Annotated in this window: 14 protein-coding genes and 1 pseudogene; 8 read left to right on the top strand and 7 right to left on the bottom strand. The window is 61.9% G+C overall.

What is annotated here, in order from left to right; translation table 11 throughout:
* Positions 1-89: 89 nt before the first annotated feature.
* From ACBR42_RS14510 to ACBR42_RS14520, 3 genes are read right to left on the bottom strand one after another with little or no spacing between them, the layout of a single operon-like run.
* Entirely contained in the window at positions 90-848 is a 759-nt protein-coding gene (locus ACBR42_RS14510; protein ID WP_282760507.1) for an amino acid ABC transporter ATP-binding protein, read from the bottom strand.
* Positions 838-2,397: an ABC transporter substrate-binding protein/permease gene (locus tag ACBR42_RS14515; protein WP_371208480.1), complete on the bottom strand. Its 1,560-nt coding sequence runs from the start codon at positions 2,395-2,397 to the stop codon at positions 838-840. Before ACBR42_RS14515 ends, ACBR42_RS14510 begins: the two co-directional genes overlap by 11 nt.
* A gap of 57 nt (positions 2,398-2,454) precedes the next feature.
* Positions 2,455-3,435: a LysR family transcriptional regulator gene (locus ACBR42_RS14520; protein ID WP_371208481.1), complete on the bottom strand. Its 981-nt coding sequence runs from the start codon at positions 3,433-3,435 to the stop codon at positions 2,455-2,457.
* A 537-nt stretch (positions 3,436-3,972) separates the two neighbouring features.
* Here ACBR42_RS14520 and ACBR42_RS14525 point away from each other — a divergent pair.
* The 4 genes and pseudogenes from ACBR42_RS14525 (at position 3,973) to ACBR42_RS14540 (ending at position 6,451) form a co-directional block, all read left to right on the top strand.
* A complete protein-coding gene (locus tag ACBR42_RS14525) occupies positions 3,973-4,845 on the top strand; it encodes a dimethylarginine dimethylaminohydrolase family protein (RefSeq protein WP_110547409.1) in 873 nt (290 codons plus the stop codon).
* 232 nt (positions 4,846-5,077) lie between these two features.
* Entirely contained in the window at positions 5,078-6,019 is a 942-nt protein-coding gene (locus ACBR42_RS14530; RefSeq protein ID WP_371208482.1) for a 2-hydroxyacid dehydrogenase, read from the top strand.
* Positions 6,020-6,058: 39 nt separating this feature from the next.
* A pseudogene (locus tag ACBR42_RS14535) lies at positions 6,059-6,269 on the top strand (Zn-dependent hydrolase); the annotation flags it as partial.
* 35 nt (positions 6,270-6,304) lie between these two features.
* A complete protein-coding gene (locus ACBR42_RS14540) occupies positions 6,305-6,451 on the top strand; it encodes a M20/M25/M40 family metallo-hydrolase (protein ID WP_132306482.1) in 147 nt (48 codons plus the stop codon).
* Positions 6,452-6,484: 33 nt separating this feature from the next.
* Here ACBR42_RS14540 and nadC read toward each other — a convergent pair whose 3' ends face one another.
* From nadC to ACBR42_RS14560, 4 genes are all read right to left on the bottom strand, one after another.
* Positions 6,485-7,339, bottom strand: a complete 855-nt coding sequence (nadC, locus tag ACBR42_RS14545) for a carboxylating nicotinate-nucleotide diphosphorylase (RefSeq protein WP_110547390.1) — start codon at positions 7,337-7,339, stop codon at positions 6,485-6,487.
* Positions 7,336-8,904 carry an L-aspartate oxidase gene (locus ACBR42_RS14550; protein WP_371208483.1) on the bottom strand — a complete coding sequence of 523 codons (1,569 nt, stop codon included), beginning with the start codon at positions 8,902-8,904 and terminating at the stop codon, positions 7,336-7,338. Before ACBR42_RS14550 ends, nadC begins: the two co-directional genes overlap by 4 nt.
* Positions 8,901-9,881 (bottom strand): quinolinate synthase NadA, encoded by a 981-nt coding sequence (nadA, locus tag ACBR42_RS14555; RefSeq protein WP_118963729.1) that lies wholly within the window; start codon positions 9,879-9,881, stop codon positions 8,901-8,903. The genes ACBR42_RS14550 and nadA overlap by 4 nt, the downstream gene beginning before the upstream one ends.
* A gap of 138 nt (positions 9,882-10,019) precedes the next feature.
* Positions 10,020-10,922, bottom strand: a complete 903-nt coding sequence (locus ACBR42_RS14560) for an NrtR DNA-binding winged helix domain-containing protein (RefSeq protein WP_181417384.1) — start codon at positions 10,920-10,922, stop codon at positions 10,020-10,022.
* Between the two features lie 142 nt (positions 10,923-11,064).
* Between ACBR42_RS14560 and ACBR42_RS14565 the strand changes: the two genes are divergently transcribed.
* The 4 genes from ACBR42_RS14565 to ACBR42_RS14580 all read left to right on the top strand — a co-directional run bounded on the left by ACBR42_RS14565 (position 11,065) and on the right by ACBR42_RS14580 (position 16,137).
* Positions 11,065-11,286, top strand: coding sequence for a DUF2905 domain-containing protein (locus ACBR42_RS14565; RefSeq protein ID WP_110547387.1), 222 nt, complete (start codon positions 11,065-11,067; stop codon positions 11,284-11,286).
* A gap of 170 nt (positions 11,287-11,456) precedes the next feature.
* Entirely contained in the window at positions 11,457-14,543 is a 3,087-nt protein-coding gene (locus ACBR42_RS14570; protein WP_371208484.1) for a DUF1796 family putative cysteine peptidase, read from the top strand.
* Positions 14,540-15,661 carry a DUF563 domain-containing protein gene (locus ACBR42_RS14575; RefSeq protein ID WP_371208485.1) on the top strand — a complete coding sequence of 374 codons (1,122 nt, stop codon included), beginning with the start codon at positions 14,540-14,542 and terminating at the stop codon, positions 15,659-15,661. Before ACBR42_RS14570 ends, ACBR42_RS14575 begins: the two co-directional genes overlap by 4 nt.
* A 71-nt stretch (positions 15,662-15,732) precedes the next feature.
* Positions 15,733-16,137: a hypothetical protein gene (locus tag ACBR42_RS14580; protein WP_118963725.1), complete on the top strand. Its 405-nt coding sequence runs from the start codon at positions 15,733-15,735 to the stop codon at positions 16,135-16,137.
* Positions 16,138-16,297: the final 160 nt, after the last annotated feature.

The raw sequence follows: 16,297 nt of genomic DNA on the forward strand, positions 1-16,297 counted from the left end.
GGACTGTATGGCGTCCAGTTTCCGTGGATCATATATGCGGCAGACGGCGCGCTCAGGAACCGCTCTTGCCACCAGTCATGCCGCTATGTTCAGCATCGGATCATCTGGTCCAGAAAGACGCGGGCCCGTTCCGTGCGGGGATTGGTGAAAAACGCATCGGGCGGGGTGATTTCAAGTATGCAGCCCTGATCCATGAAAATGATCCTGTCGGCGATATGCCGCGCGAAGCCCATTTCGTGGGTTACGCACAGGGTTGTAATCCCCTGCGCCGCCAGATCGTTGATGATGCTGACCACCCCGGAAATAGCTTCCGGGTCAAGGGCCGCCGTCGGTTCATCAAACAGCATCACGTCGGGCCGCATGCACAGGGCACGCGCAATGGCCACGCGCTGCTGCTGCCCACCGGAAAGCTGGATCGGGTATTTATTGGCCTGTTCCAGTATGTTGACCTGTGTAAGGAAACGCCGGGCCATGTCCTCGGCATCGTGTCGGCTGGTCCTGCGCACCAGACGGGGGGCCAGCGTGCAGTTATCCAGAACGCTGAGATGCGGAAACAGGTTATAATTCTGGAACACCATCCCCACCATGCCGCGTAAGCGGGGCAGGCTGGTATGATCGTTGATGATCTGGCCGTTTATGGTCAGGCTGCCGCTGGAATGGGGTTCGATACGGTTGAAACAGCGGATCAGCGTGGATTTTCCCGATCCGGACGGCCCGAGAATGACAATTTTCTCCCCCCGCTTCACATCGAAGTTCAGCCGGTTGAGCGCAATGAAATCCTTGTAAAGCTTGCTCAGGTTGCGCACCGAAATCATGATGGAAGGGTCAGTATCCGGATCAGGGTACATTGGCGGATGCCCTGTGCCGGTCAGCCCATGTAAAGCGCCGTTCAACCCGTTTTTGCACAAAGAGGAAGAAGAAGACCATCGCCAGATAATAGACCAGGGCTGCTGCGTAATATTCGGTAAATTCAAACGTACGCGCAACCTCAATCTGTGTCACCGACAGCAGTTCCTGTAGCGAGATGACGGAAGCGAGTGATGTCGTTTTCAGCAGGTTGATGAATTCATTGATGGTTGGCGGCAGGGCGATGCGCAGGGCCTGCGGGAATATGACGTGAAAATAGACCTGCCGCCGGTTCATGCCCAGCGCGTCGGCGGCCTGTTCCTGCCCTTTGTCCACGGCGGAAAGGGCGGCGCGGTTGATTTCCACCTGATAGGCGGATTCATTGACCGACAGCGACAGCCATGTTGCAAGGAAGGGGGTAAACCATTCCTCCCGGAATATGGGAAAGAACTGCGGTAGCGCGTTCCATATGAACAGAAGCTGCAACAGCGTCGGCGCGCCGCGGAAGATCGAGACATAGGCCCGCAGCACGACCTTGAGGATGCTGTCCCGCCCGTTCAGCGCCATGGCCATGGGAATGGAGATGACAATGGCGGTGATATGCGACAGGACCGCAACCGCCAGCGTAATCAGCGCCCCCCGGGCAAAGGCGGGGGATGTCAGCGCCGCGAAAAATGTGTCCCAGCGGAAGGCGGGCACATGCCCTGTCTGGGCAAAGGCCTGCGTGCTGCTGGTGCCGATGCCCCATTTCTTGCGGATGGTCGCTAGAGTACCATTGGCGTCCAGCGTCCCGATGGCGGCTTCCACGCTCTCGCGGTCATGGGCGTTCTTGCGGATATAGACCGCGAAATGCCGGTACTCCGGATAATCCGATCGCAGGATGACGCTGACTTTACCGTGGAGCTGCTTCTGCCGGTAATAAAGCTCCACATCCTGACTGGCGAAGGCAAAGACGCGCCCGATCAGCACCTGCTGGACGACCGCGTCCTCGGTCGGGTACTGCTGGATCGTGATGGGCGCACGCCCGGCGGCAAGCAGGGCCTCGTCTTCCCGTGCGATGCGGGCCGCATAGCTGGTGCCCGACTGCACGGCAACCGTCCGGCCCGACAGGTCGGCCATTGACGTGATCGGGGGCGTGCCCGCGCGCGCGACAACAACCAGTGCGGTATCCAGATAGCTTATGGCGTCGAAATTCCGCTCCCGCGCCGGAAGTTTGATAAGCCCGCTGATCACCATGCCGCAGCGCTGCGCCGCCAGACTGGGGAACAGCCCGACAAAATCCATCGGCGTCGTGACCAGCTTTACCTTCCAGTAATTCGCCAGTGCCTGCGCCAGATCCAGATCCACCCCCGCCATGGCCGTGGTGTCCGTCCCGTTCACGAATGTCATGGGGGGCAATGTCGGGTTGGTGCATACGGCCAGCGTGCCATCACGCACGAAATCCGGCGCGTCCGCAGCGCGGGCGGACAGCATGGGAACCGCAATCAGGGCAAGACCGGCCACAACGCGCAGGCATTGCCGTACGAACGCGCGGCGGCGGGGGAAGGTCATGAAAACGCTACTCCATGGCCGGGGTGGCCGGCGGGGCTGAAGCCCGTGGGCGGAATCCTAGCACGCATTTTCAAGAATGGTCCGGAACGTTTCCACCATCAGTCCTGTTTCGGGCGAGGAACGGACAAGGAAATGGAAGCTGGTGATCAGGTGCAGGTCGTCAAAGCTGATATGGCGCAGCAGTCCTTCGCGCACCAGCGGCTGGGCGAAGGGTTCGGGCAGGAAGCCGATATAATTGCCGGTCAGGATCAGCAGGGCGCGCGAATCAACATTTTCCGCCGTGGCGGTAAAGACCATCTGTTCACGGATCTGGTTCCACCGGGGCGACTGCGCCGCGTCCGATACCTGCACCATGTTCTGCGCCGCCAGCAGTTCCAGCGTGATGTCGGATTCCGCCATGGCGAACAGGGGATGGCGCTGGCCGCAATACAGGTTCAGGCGCTCGGTAAACAGGGTGGTATCCTGCATGTCCGGCTGGTGATGGGGGTAAAGCGTGATACCCGCCGTGGCCTGCCCGTTCAGCACCGCGAATTCCACATCCCGTGTCGAGCCGGAGCGTACATCCATGAACACGTCCGGGTGCCGGGTGGTGAAGGTTTCGATCGCGCGGACAATCGCCGTTTCACCATGGACCTGCGTATTGTCGGGCACATACAGGCAGAACCGCCCGGACAGCACGCCGCTTGCATCATTGATGCGCTGCTGGAAACGGCTGATATCAGCCTGGAGCTGCTCGGTCGCTTCCAGCACCATGCGCCCTTCGGCGGTCAGGGCGAACCCGCTGCGCCCGCGCTGGCACAGCTTCAGGTTCAGCCGGCTTTCCAGTGCCGATATATCGATGCTGATGGAGGATTTGCTTTTGCCCAGCGCGATTTCCGCCGCTGCAAAGCCGCCCCGTTCGGCCACCACGCGGAACACGCGCAGCAGCCGCAGGTCCACTTCGGCAATCTGGCCGTGAAAGCCACCGGGGCGGTGATTGCGGGCCGTGCGGCGCGGCGGGACGGACTTGGCCGATGCTGCAGGTGGCGGGGCGGTCATGTGCGGGGTTTCCTTGGTTGGGCGGTCAGGGTGTCTTGTTCTTAAGGAGTAATAAAGCGTATGGGGGTGATTGGGAAATCTCATTGACAAAAATTGTTAACGGGCTGTCCTGATTATCCCCTTTCGTAACGATCTCGGGCAGGGCAGGGCGGCGACAGATGCAGATACCGGCATGCACGCGGAACACGCACGCCCCGCGTCCGATGCTTGCGGTTCTCACCGGGGGCCGGGTATCGGCATACGGACCCTGCGGTGCATGCCGGTTATGGATTTTGGGTCTTGTAACGGCGCACCGCGAAAGCTGACGGCCCATCAAGAAAGTATACCGAGGTCGCGGACTTCCCCCGCGCCTTGCGGTCACGGACAGGCCCCCAGCGTCTACCGCCATGGGCAGCGGGAACCCATGGCGCTCCGTCCGATTAATGAAAAGGCAAAGTAAAGTACGGACGATTGATATTTTGGCGGACCGGTACGATCGGGTATCGTTCCGGCATCCAGAGGATAATCAATCCGGTCATTGCTGAGGATTTCGAGATAATGGTAGCGAACCGCTGGTTTATTGACAGTGAAACCGGGGATCTGGCTGACGTCCTGCTGTGCGCGCCTGACTATTATTCATGGATTCCCAGCAATGACATCGCGATCCAGAGCATGGCGAACGGTATCACCATCGACCGCGCGGCGCTGAAGGCGCAGTTTGGCGAACTGGTCGGCGCGCTGGAAGGGGCGGGGGCAAGCTGCCATTACCTGACGCCCAAAGAAAACATGCCCTATGAGGTCTATACCCGTGACAGTTCACAGACGACGCCGTTCGGCACGGTCGTAACCCATCTGTCGCGCAGTGAACGCAGGCCCGAGGAAGGGCAGGTCCGCGCCTTCTACAACCCTGACGAGATATGGAAAACCTGTACCAGGGGGAATATCGAAGGCGGCGACATCCACTTCATCCGCCCCGGCCTGCTGGCGGTTGGCGTCAGCGGTGGCCGCACGGATGAAGCGGGTGCGGCCGAATTCATAAGCTGGTTCGAGGAAGCCGGATGGACCTGCCGGATGATCCGCTTCCCCGAGCATTTCCTCCATCTGGACGTGATTTTCACCATGGTGGCGGATGATCTGGCAATCGCGGCGGTGGATGTCCTTTCTGATGAGGATCTGGAGTGGTTCCGCCAGCAGGGCATTCGCCTGCTGCCGGTTTCCTACAAGGAAGCCATGCGCGATATGGGCTGCAACGTCCTGGCGCTGGGACGCGGGCGTATCATCAGCCCCCGCCATTCCACCCGGATCAACCAGATGCTGCGGGCCGAGGGCCTGACGGTCCTTGACCCCGAACTGGACCAGTTTTCGCAGGGCGGCGGCAGCGTCCACTGCATGACCATGCCGCTGCGTCGCAAGCCGCTGCATTCCGCGTAAAGCCTGCTCATCCCGCATTTCAGCACAGGGAAACCAACCCGGCGGCAGTTCCACGTCGCATCAGATGCAGCCGGTTCGGATTGCGGCCCGATCCGTTGCCGTCTGGCCTGATGCGGACAATGATACCGCCGTTTTCGGGCTTCCCCATTATGTATTAAGGTGGCGGGCATACGGCCACCGTCAGGGGAATGTGGGAGAATGGCCGGTATACGGGAACCGGGATAAGGAATTCATGGTCAGGCTGGTCATAAGCGCGGATGGTCCCAGGGCAGCGGGGGACTGGTACGATGCCTTCCGTTGCGTCGCGCCGGAACTGGATGTCCGTTCGTGGTATGAACCGGGTGTGGACATCGCCCATGCCGATTACGCGCTGGTATGGGAACCCACGTCGGACGACCTGCGCCGCATGGGGCACCTGAAGGCCATCATCTGCGTTGGGGCCGGGGTCAACCACCTGTTGCACGATCCGGGTTTTCCCGTGCATGTACCGCTGGTCCGCATGGGCGGGGAACAGACGGCGGCCCTTATGGCGGATTATGTGCTGTGGGCGGCACTCGGCCTGCTGCGCGATGCCCGGACATGGACCGTGCAGCAACAGCGCGGCATGTGGAAAAACAACCCGGTTTCGCGGACCTGTCGTGAAGCGCGGATCGGTATCATGGGCATGGGGCATCTGGGCGCGCATGTCGCCCGGCACCTGCATCATGTCGGCTTTTCGGTGGCGGGGTGGCGACGGACCGTGCGTGATGTGCCGGGTATTACGGTTTTCACGGGCACGGATGCGCTGCCGGACTTTCTGGCGGATCTGGACATACTGGTCGATCTGTTGCCCAGCACCCATGCAACGCGGGGCATCATCAATCATGCCCTGTTGCGGCGCCTGCCGCGTGGGGCCGGGTTCATCAATGTGGGGCGGGGCAACCATGTCATTATGGACGATCTGCTACGCGCGCTGGATGAAGGGGCGTTAGGGGCCGCGGTCCTTGATGTTACGGAGCCTGAACCCCTGCCCCCCGGTCATCCATTATGGCGGCATGAACGGGTTACGATCACGCCCCATGTCGCATCACAGGCCTCCTATGAAGCGCAGGCCCGTTATGTCCGCGATGTCATCATGCAGATGGAACGCCACGAACGGCCAGCCCTGCTGTGCGACCCGATGCGCGGCTACTGAACTATAATGCCGGGACGGGACAAAGCGGGGGGAGACAGGATGCGCCAGACCAATCTTGTGATAGACGGCACCGCCCTGTGGTGTGATCTAATGGAGACTGCCGTCTTTGGTGGTACAGCTACGGGGCGGCATACGGCGTCTTGCCCTGTCGGATGCGGATTTTGCCATCCGGGACTGGTTTCAGCGTACATGCACGGGTCTTGGGTGTCACGTCACTCCTGATTCAATGGGCAGCCAGTTCGCCCGCCGTGGATTTTGACCCGGTCTGTGTGGAATGCGCGCGTCATGCCCACGGCGATGATTTTCGGCCCCTGTCCGGGCGGTGTCAGCCATAACGGGGACGAAAGCGCCGAAGCGGGTGACATTATGGCTGGCATAAATGTCCTGCTCCATGCCGCGCTGGACGCCGATTGCAGGTTTGACCGGGGCTGAGACTTTCCCCCATCTGGCATGGGTGGCGGGTGTTCAGGATGAATAATCCAGCCCGATATCCATGACACGCACGGTATGCGTCAGCCAGCCGAGGGAGATCAGGTCAACGCCCGTCTGTGCAACCGCTGTTACGGTTTCCGGTGTGATGCCGCCCGATGCCTCGCTGATCGCGCGACCGTCAATCAGGCGCACCGCCTTGCGCAGCAGGTCGGGCGGCATGTTGTCCAGCAGGAAAACATCCACCCCGCCGACATCCAGCCCTTCGCGTAGCTGTTCCAGCGTGTCCACTTCCAGTTCGATCCGGACCAGATGGCCCGCCGCCGCGCGGGCGCGTTCCACAGCCGCGCGCACCCCCCCGGCGAATGCGAGATGATTGTCCTTGATAAGGATGGCGTCATCCAGCCCGAAGCGGTGATTGTTGCCGCCGCCCGCCCGCACCGCGTATTTCTGGATCGCGCGCAGTCCCGGCATGGTCTTGCGGGTGCAGGTGATGCAGGCGCGATAGGGGCGGACAAGCTCCACAAACCGCGCGGTGGCGCTGGCGATCCCGCTAAGGTGGGACAGGAAGTTAAGCCCCACCCGCTCCCCCGACAGGATACCACGCGCAGGCCCTTCCACCGTGGCCAGCGGCGTGCCTGCCGTCACTGTGCTGCCATCGGCCAGATGGGGGGTAAATTTGATGCGTGGGTCCATGAGCGCGAAGGACAGCCGCGCCATGTCCAGCCCCGCGATCACGCCATCCTGTCGCGCGGCCAGCACGGCGCGGACATGGGTGTCGGCATCGGCGATCACCGCATCGGTCGTCAGGTCGCCCGCGCGGCCCAGATCCTCCAGCAGTCCCGCGCGCACAAGCGGTTCAAGCATGATATCGGGCAGGGGATGGATCATGTCGGCACTCTTTCATGTCTGGATGGAATGGATGCATCCTCAACGGCCATGATATCGGGCAGTTGTGCCTGCATTTCCGCCAAAGTGAACCGCGATGGCGTGGCATGGGCGGCAGCATCGGGATGATCGCTGCGGAAATGGCCGCCCCGGCTTTCCTGCCGCATAAGTGCCGCGTACAGTATGGCGACGGATGCAAGCCCCGCATCCGTCTGCCGGGCGTGGGGCAGCAGGCGGCGCAGCCCTTCGCGCAGGTCGGCCCCCGTGCGGACCACGCCTGCGTAACGGCTCATGATCCTGCGCAGTTCGGCGGGTGGTGGTGACGAAAACCGTCCATCGGGTGTGACATGTCCGGTCAGGGACGGGGCATTGAGCGTGCAGCCATCCAGATCCTGCCCCACCCATGAACCCAGAAGAACGGCTTCCAGCAGGGAATTGCTGGCCAGCCGGTTGGCGCCGTGCAGCCCGGTGCAGGCGACTTCGCCCGCCGCCCACAGGCCGGGAATGCCCGTACGGCCCTGAGCGTCCACAACAATACCCCCCATGTGATAATGGGCGGCGGGCCGGACCGGAATGGGCTGTGTGACCGGATCAATGCCATGGCGCTGGCACAGCGCGGTGATGGCAGGGAAATGCCGGGGGAAATCAGCGCCCACCGCCGCGCGGGCATCAAGATAGACCGTATGCCCGTCGATCATGTGCTGCCACACCGCCCGGGCGACACTGTCGCGGGTACCGAGTTCGTGGGTAAAGCGTGCCCCGGTTTCATCAATCAGGATGGCGCCTTCGCCGCGCACGGCCTCGCTTATCAGGCATAGCCGCTGCCCGTCCGCCCCGGCGGATAGCGCGGTGGGATGGAACTGAACAAATTCCATGTTTCCCAATACCGCACCCGCGCGGGCGGCGATGGCAAGGCCGCTGCCGGTCGCGCCCGCCGGGTTGGTGGTATCAGCGAACAGGCCACCCGTTCCCCCGGTCGCCAGCACGACCGCTGCTGCGGGCAGGGTTACGTTTCGCCCGGCGATGGATACATGCAGGCCCGCAACCGCGCCATCATGCAACACCAGATCAAGGGCGCGGGCGTGTTCAATCACCGTTATGCGTGGCGTGTGCCGCACGCGGGTCATCAGGGCCTGCATGATGGTGGCCCCGGTGGCGTCTTCCCCCGCATGTACGATGCGACGGCGGCAGTGGGCGGCTTCCAGCCCCAGTTGCAGTGCCCCGTCGGGCGCGCGGTCCCATGCCACGCCAAGACTGGTCAGACGGGCGATGGCATCCGGTCCGCTTGCGGTGATGCGCGCGACGGTTTCGGGGGCGCATAATCCGGCCCCCGCCGCCAGCGTATCCGCCGCATGCAGGGCAACGGTATCGTCGGCACCCATCGCGGCCGCCAGCCCGCCCTGTGCAAGCATGCTGGCGCATGGCGGGCTGGCTACGTCCACAGGCGTACCCGCGCACAGCACAACGCAGGGGCGGGTGGTGGTCAGGGCGGTCATGATTCCCGCCAGACCCGCGCCCGCAATCAGTACCTGACCGGCCAGCCGGTCGGGCCGGGGCAGGCCGGTCATACCGCCAGCATGCGTTCAACGGCGCGGCGGCCACGGCTGGACAGTTCCGGGTCCAGCGTGACTTCATGCGTCATGGTTTCCAGCGCATGGCGGATATTGGCCAGCGTGATGCGCTTCATGTGCGGGCACATGTTGCACGGGCGCACGAAACTGGTCTGCGGATATTTTATCGCCAGATTGTCGCTCATGGAACATTCGGTCACCAGCAGGATGCGGCTGCCGCTGCGTTCGCGCACGAAATCGTCCATCATGGCGGTCGAACCGCTGAAATCCGATGCCGCCACCACTTCGGGCGGGCATTCGGGATGGGCGATCACGACAAGACCGGGATTGTCCGCGCGCATGCGGGCGATCTCGTCGGGGGTGAAGCGTTCATGCACTTCGCAGTGACCGGCCCATGTAATCATCTTGATGCCGGTTTCGGCTTCGATATTGCGGGCCAGATATTCATCGGGGATCATGATGACCCGGTCGGTGCCAAGGCTTTCCACCACCCGTTTCGCATTGCCCGACGTGCAGCACATGTCACTTTCGGCCTTCACTTCCGCCGAAGTGTTGACATAGGAGACGACCGGCACGCCGGGATGGCGTTCACGCAGCAGCCGGACATCGCGCCCGGTAATGGAATCCGCCAGTGAACACCCCGCCTGCATGTCCGGGATCAGGACCGTGCTGGCCGGATTGAGCATCTTGGCCGTTTCCGCCATGAAATGGACCCCGGCCATGACAATCACATCGGCATCGGTTTCCTGTGCCTCACGCGCCAGGGCAAGGCTGTCGCCGCGGATGTCGGCCACACAGTGAAAGATTTCAGGCGTCTGGTAATTATGGGCCAGAATGACGGCGTTGCGTTCGCGCTTGAGGGCTTCAATCGCGCGGATGTCCTCGACAAAGGTGTCCCATTCCATTTCGGGGATCAGATGACGCACCCTGTCATACAGTCCGTCGGTCCGGTCGCGCATAGCAATCTGGTTCATGTCCCTTTTCCTTCCCATTCCTGCCAAGCCCTTTATGCTCATATTGAGCATAAGTCACGCAGCAGGGACCGGCCCGACACTTCCAGAGCGAAATACGCTGTTTGTCAATCAGGATTTTCGTGAGGTCCGCCGCACCCGTTACGGCACCGCAAGGGGAATCTTGGTGCCGGTGAACTGGCGCGCCTGCCGTACCTCGCCACAGAAACGGAACAGGCGGGCGGGCCTGCCGCCGGTATTTTCCTCCATGGCGCCGGTTTCCTCAACCAGTTGCTGCTGCGTGATCAGGCGCCGGAAATTCTGCTTGTGAATATGAATACCGGACAGGCTTTCCATCACGCGCTGCAGATGCAGCAGGGTAAATTCTTCCGGCATGAGTTCGAACACGACCGGGCGGTAGCGTATCTTCGCCCGCAGTCGCGCCATGCCGGTGGCCAGGATGCGACGATGGTCATGATGCATGGGCTGGCCCGGCACCGCATCCGCCGCAGCACAGCCGGATTCCGGCACCAGCCCGGCTTCATACAGCAGTTCGTAGCGTTGCAGCACCAGCTCGTCATCCCACACCGCCATGTCCCCGATGGCAAACAGGCTGACACAGCGCTGCCATTGCGCGATGCGTGTAGCCGGATTGTCCATGCCCGCCACCCACTGGCACAGCCTGCGTTCGATATGGGCGCGGCATGTCCGGCCTGTATCCGACTTGGCGTTCTCCCACGGGAAATAGTCGTACCAGTCCCGCCAGCCGGTTTCGCCCGCGTGGCTGCGGGTCAGCGCAAGGTAGGATATGGCGATGGTCCTGACCTGTTCCGTCGTCAGCATGCGGCCATGGTCGGCAAAGGTATAAAGCTGTTCGACATGGCCGATGGGGTGGCCCGTCTGGCGTTCCACCCATGCCCGCACCCCGGCCTGAAGGGAGCGATGCGCGTTTTCCAGCGGGCCGGACGGCAGGGAACGCCCGTGGTCAATGGTCATGACCTGCGGGGTGTCATCCCGCACTGCCGTAAGGACAGCAATCAGTTCGATCAGTATCTGGGTCGTCATGCCGGAACCACCCTAGCATCCAACCTGACGGTTGGGGAGGGATTTCCACCGCGCGCAGGGGTGGACATGGCTGCCCTCTTTCCCCTGACGGCCATGCAGCCCATATTACGGGACCGGAACCCGCAAAGAAGGCCCGTTTTCCATGCCCCGTATCCTGATCGCAGCCGGTCTTGTCCTTGTGGTCGCGGGGATATGCTGGCCCTTTCTGTCCCGCCTGCCGCTGGGTCGGCTGCCCGGTGACATCCTGATCCAGCGACCCGGTTTCACCTTCTATGCCCCGATTACGACCGGCCTGCTGATCGGGGCCGTCATATCCGCGCTGATGTGGCTGTTGCGGTGGTGGGGAAACGGCGGGGCGACATAGGCGCGGGATTATGGGCCGGTGGGGCGCAATGCCGGTCGCCATTTTCTTCCCGGCGGCGGGGGCGGGTTAACGTGCTGTCAACTCCCTGCCTCTAGCGTGATCCCCTGTCGGGGCAATGGGTTGCGGCAATGCGCAGCCCTGCCCGCAGCCGACGGCAAAGCGGGGGAAAGGTGTCAAGAGAACTGATCAGTCTGGGCTGGCGCTGTGACACGGCCTTTGAGTTGCGCATGCACGGCAGGGAAAACGTGGCGCATTTTTTCGACTGGCTGGCCACGCCCTTTTCCGGCCTGTTACGGATACTGGAAGCGGATTTCGATGTTTTTCATCCTGAAAACCTGATCCTGCGCACGGATCTCGATCCGCATTGCGTGGAGGACGTGCCGACCGGCGTTCTCTTTCACCACCAGTTTCCGCTGTATCGGGGGCATGTACAGCCGGATTTTCTGGTTCATTATCCCGATTTCAGTTCCAAGTTCCGCCATCTCGCCGCGCGTTTCAGGCAGTACATGGCGGACAGGCCGGTGACACTGGTGCGCCAGGAGATCACGCGCGATCAGGCCCTGCGGCTTGAGGACGTTGTGGCGGCGGCGTTCCCGGCGGCTGATGTCCGGTTTCTCTATCTCAACCCGGACCCGCAGGAATTCATAACGCCCCGTGGCCGTGGCCGCGCCCTGCGCAATGACGGCACACTGGGCGATCCCGCCCAATGGGCGCGGGTACTGGGGGAGGAAGGGTTGATCGGTCAGCCCTACCGACACGCCACGGCCGAGATTCTGGGCGCGGATCACGGCAGCCATAATCTGGCGACGGATAACCGATTTACGGATGCGCAGTTGCACGCGGCGATTACCCATAACCCGCATAAAACCGCCTTCCGTCTGGAACGCGCGCAGCTTCATATGCTGCATGGGGCATGGTCACAGGCGGAAGAGGAAGCCCGCGCCGCGTTGACCATGGCCCCGGATGATCCTGCCGCGCGTTATGTCGCAACGCTGGCGGCATGGCGGGCGGGGCACATGGCGGTGGCGGATGCCGCGCGTACGATGCGCAGCCTGATGGAAGGGGGGCATGCGCCTTCCGGCTGGGCGGCCCAGGCGGCGCAGGTCATGCTGGCGGCGGACGATGCGCCATCTGCCCTGCGATATGTCCGCCGCGCGGTCGCGGCGGCGCCGGACCAGTCGGGCCTTTATCATCAGCAGGCCGAAATCCAGTACCGGTTGCGCGATTTCGGTGGTATTGTCAGCACGTTACGCATGGCGGCCCGTCTGGCCCCCCTGCCGGGGCATTACGAGCACATGCTGGCCAATGGGCTGGAAGCCATCGGCGCGCTGGAGGAAGCCCTTGCCGCATCCGAACGCGCCGTGGCGAGCGGGGAGACATTTCACTACCATTACACGCGGGCGGGGCTGCTGCTCGCCCTTGACCGCCCGGCCGAAGCACTGGCCGCCTGCCAGCGGGCCGTTCCACTGGCCGGGGACCTGCTGCCCGCACTGGAACAGCGCATTGCGCAAATCGGTGCGCTGCTTGCCCCGCCAGCCGAAAGCGTAAGGCTGGTCATATGGGATCTGGATGAAACCTTCTGGCGGGGCACCCTGACCGAAGGGGGCGCGCAACCGGTTGCGGCCCATGTGGACCTGCTGCGCACCCTGTCGCAGCGTGGCATCATCAATGCCGTATGTTCCAAGAATGATGAGGCCGCCGCGCGGGATCTGCTGCGTGCATGTGGCGCGTGGGATCATATCGTGTTCCCGCGCATCGCCTTTGCCCCCAAGGGGCTGCTGATCCGCGATATTATCGAAAGCGCGCAGTTGCGGGCCTCCACGGTCCTGTTCATCGATGATAACCCGATGAACCTGAACGAGGCCGTGCATTACAATCCCGGCCTGCAGGTGGCGGATGCGGAATATGTGGCGCAGCTTGCCGATGATCCCCGCATGCAGGGCAAGCCAGACCCCGACATGACGCGGCTTGCCCATTACAGGGTTCTTGAACAGCGGCAGGCGGAACGCAGGCTGGCGGGCGACAATCTGGATTTCCTGCGCCACAGCAATGTGCGGGTCAGCCTGCATTATGATGTCATGGCGCAGTTTCCGCGCATACTTGATCTGGTCAACCGTACCAACCAGCTCAATTTCACCAAACGCCGCTGGCCCGAAACGGCGGAGCAGGCCCGGGATTTCGCGGCAGCGGAACTAAGGGAATGTTTCAACAGCCATGCGGGCTACGTAAAGGTTGCCGATCGGTATGGACAGTATGGCATATGCGGATTTTTCCTGATCCGCGAGGGTGTCGCGCATCATTTCCTGTTTTCATGCCGCGCAATGAATATGGGGATCGAACAGTTTGTCTGGCACCGGCTGGGCTGCCCATGTGTTGACATCAATGGCGCGGTCAGCGGCAGCCCTGAGGGGCCCGATCCGGACTGGATCACCCTGACGGAAGATGCCGATGCGGACGGCGCGCCCGTTACCAGTCGCGCATCGCGGCCTGTGATCTGCGTGCGCGGGGCCTGCGACCTGAGCATGATGACCCATTACCTGCGGGTGAAATACGAAACGATCGAGGAATTTCCATACCCGTATCAGGAATGGTCCATCCATCCACTGGCGCGTTCCGTCGCCCTGCAACGGGAACTGGATACCCCGGCGGGGCGGGACCTGCTGGCGCGCATTCCGGTGCGTGTCGGCAGCGCGATCAATGACCGCAGCGCGGATGTTTATGTGCTTTCCTTCTCATCCGAAGTATTCGGCACTTTGTACCGTTCGCGCAGCACGGACCTTCTGCTGCCATTCAACAGCAGTGTCATACCCGATCAGGATTTCGGGCGGATCGGGTATGAGGACATAGCCCGGCGTCTGGGCCATGCGCCGGATTTCAGCGCCGAGGACTGGCGGTTCATGCAGACGGAATTTACCTGTCACGGCCCGCTTGACCTCCAGCAGCTTGAAAATGATGTGACAGCGATGTTCGAGACGCTGCGGGGCAGGACCGTCATCGTCCTCATGCTCAATACGCGGGTGGGCGGGCAGTCATGGGTGCTGGATGCGTTTGCGAAGATCAATGCGGTCGTCCGGCCGCTTGTGGCGCGTTATGGTTATCTGAGCATTGACCTGGCCGATTTCGTGCGGACGGTGGCGGATCTGGACAGTCCCGATGACGTGGGCGTGCATTTCAGCCGCGCGGTCTACAGGCGGCTGGCGGAACAGGTGGAGGCATTGTGTTGCAGCCCGGCCCGACAGCTTCCGGTTTCCGCATGACGCAGGCCGATATGCTGATTGAAACGGACGCGCTGGAACAGGTCCGAACGATCCCGATCACCCCATCGTTCCAGTATATGAGACCGCCGCGCATCTATGATCCGCACCTGATGCCCCCTGATGTGGCCCGGATATTGCGCAGGCGCTGGAACCTGTCGAAACACGTCATTCCGCCGGTGGCGTTTCATCTGGCGCGCGATGTCTATGTTGTGGAAGAAGGGCTGGTGTTTACGGGGGACGGGCATCTTGTCGCCGCCAGTCAGGCTGATGTCCCGGCGCATGAAATCGTGCGGGCCCGTGCGACATTGCAGGCCAGTCTGGCGCAGCCCGCATCCATTCCGTCGCACCCGCGCGCCATACTGTGCAAAAAGCGCGGGGCAGGAAATTACGGCCACTGGCTGGCGGAAATGCTGCCCCGGGCATATGTGGCCAGACAGTACCTGCCGGACCGGGACTGGCCCGTCGTGATCCACGCGGTGGAGGGCACATTGCGCACCGTCATGCGTGAATCGCTGCATGCCGTCGGCATTACGGAAAACAGGATCATTGAATCAGGTGGCGCGCCGGTCCATTTCGCTGAACTGCTGGTGCCCAGCGGCCTGACCGCCCATGCCGTTTTCCTCTCCCCCCTTGTCATGGAATGTATGGACTTTATCGCCGATCAGGTGCCTCCCGCCGATATCGACGCCCTGTACATACCAAGGGCACCCGCGACCACCCGTGATTTTGAAGATGAAGCCGCGGTCAGGACCGTCTTTGAACAGCACGGATACACCACGTTCGCGGGCAGCACCATGCCCTTTATGGAACAGGTGGCGATGTTCCGTTCCGCGCGCCGTGTGGTGGGGGCGATGGGGGCGGGGCTGAGCAATACGCTTTTCTGTCGGCCCGCAACCGAAGTGCTGGTTTTCATGCCCGGTAATGCACTGGAACTGTTCTACTGGCTGATCGCGGAAGGCCGGAAACTTGATTACCACGAGGTCCGGACCCCGCAGAGCGGCAGGATGCAGGGCAGCCTTCCATGGGACCGGCAACTGGCGATCACGCCTGCGGAAGTCGAACGCATGCTGGCGCGACTGGAAGCCGGGAAACCCGCGTTTCAATTGACTGATTTTTAATTTTTAGACCCCAGAATACCGTTTTGGGTGTGGGAGAAACAATGATTCCTTATTCTGTTGTTGAATCCAGCATGAAAAGACAGGACAACGCCGTCATCATACCTGAGGCGATGTTCCGTTTCCTGATAACTGAATATCTGCGCAGCCTGCCGTTTGATGAAGCAGCCTACCTGAAAGCCAACCCGGATGTGGATGCCGCCATCCATCGTGATGAGTTCAGCAGCGGCAAGGAGCATTTTACCCGGATCGGCTTTTTTGAAGGGCGGGATGCCGGGGGCGATGAATTTGATGAAAAATGGTACCTGAAGAACAACCGCGACGTCGCCAGTTCGGTCAACCGGGGCGACTGGAGTTCGGGGGAGGAACACTGGCAGCGGATCGGACGCAATGAATTGCGCGCGCCATGCAGGGCGCAGGTTCCGCTATATGATATCTGGCATGCGTTTTTGAAATCCGGACAGAACAGGCAGCCATGAAAACCAGTAAAAGCCCGAAGCCGTTCTGAAGTATAACGGTATGGCATCCTGATGCTTTATCGGGGGTAGCGGATATGTTCTTTCCCATACCCTGTCGCTGTAACCCCGTCAGTTGCTGTCCATATCCGACAGAAGGGAAGTAATGCCATTTTGTGGAAAT

This window comes from Komagataeibacter sp. SM21 (assembly GCF_041402665.1).
GTDB lineage: Bacteria > Pseudomonadota > Alphaproteobacteria > Acetobacterales > Acetobacteraceae > Komagataeibacter > Komagataeibacter saccharivorans.

Coding starts and splice junctions, on each gene's coding strand:
- nadC (WP_110547390.1), bottom strand. CDS start 7,339: ATGATCCATCCCCTGCCCGATATCATGCTTGAACCGCTTGTGCGCGCG.
- ACBR42_RS14525 (WP_110547409.1), top strand. CDS start 3,973: ATGGTAGCGAACCGCTGGTTTATTGACAGTGAAACCGGGGATCTGGCT.
- nadA (WP_118963729.1), bottom strand. CDS start 9,881: ATGAACCAGATTGCTATGCGCGACCGGACCGACGGACTGTATGACAGG.
- ACBR42_RS14550 (WP_371208483.1), bottom strand. CDS start 8,904: ATGACCGGCCTGCCCCGGCCCGACCGGCTGGCCGGTCAGGTACTGATT.
- ACBR42_RS14580 (WP_118963725.1), top strand. CDS start 15,733: ATGAAAAGACAGGACAACGCCGTCATCATACCTGAGGCGATGTTCCGT.
- ACBR42_RS14565 (WP_110547387.1), top strand. CDS start 11,065: ATGCCCCGTATCCTGATCGCAGCCGGTCTTGTCCTTGTGGTCGCGGGG.
- ACBR42_RS14515 (WP_371208480.1), bottom strand. CDS start 2,397: ATGACCTTCCCCCGCCGCCGCGCGTTCGTACGGCAATGCCTGCGCGTT.
- ACBR42_RS14510 (WP_282760507.1), bottom strand. CDS start 848: ATGTACCCTGATCCGGATACTGACCCTTCCATCATGATTTCGGTGCGC.
- ACBR42_RS14575 (WP_371208485.1), top strand. CDS start 14,540: ATGACGCAGGCCGATATGCTGATTGAAACGGACGCGCTGGAACAGGTC.
- ACBR42_RS14520 (WP_371208481.1), bottom strand. CDS start 3,435: ATGACCGCCCCGCCACCTGCAGCATCGGCCAAGTCCGTCCCGCCGCGC.
- ACBR42_RS14530 (WP_371208482.1), top strand. CDS start 5,078: ATGGTCAGGCTGGTCATAAGCGCGGATGGTCCCAGGGCAGCGGGGGAC.
- ACBR42_RS14540 (WP_132306482.1), top strand. CDS start 6,305: ATGCCCACGGCGATGATTTTCGGCCCCTGTCCGGGCGGTGTCAGCCAT.
- ACBR42_RS14560 (WP_181417384.1), bottom strand. CDS start 10,922: ATGACGACCCAGATACTGATCGAACTGATTGCTGTCCTTACGGCAGTG.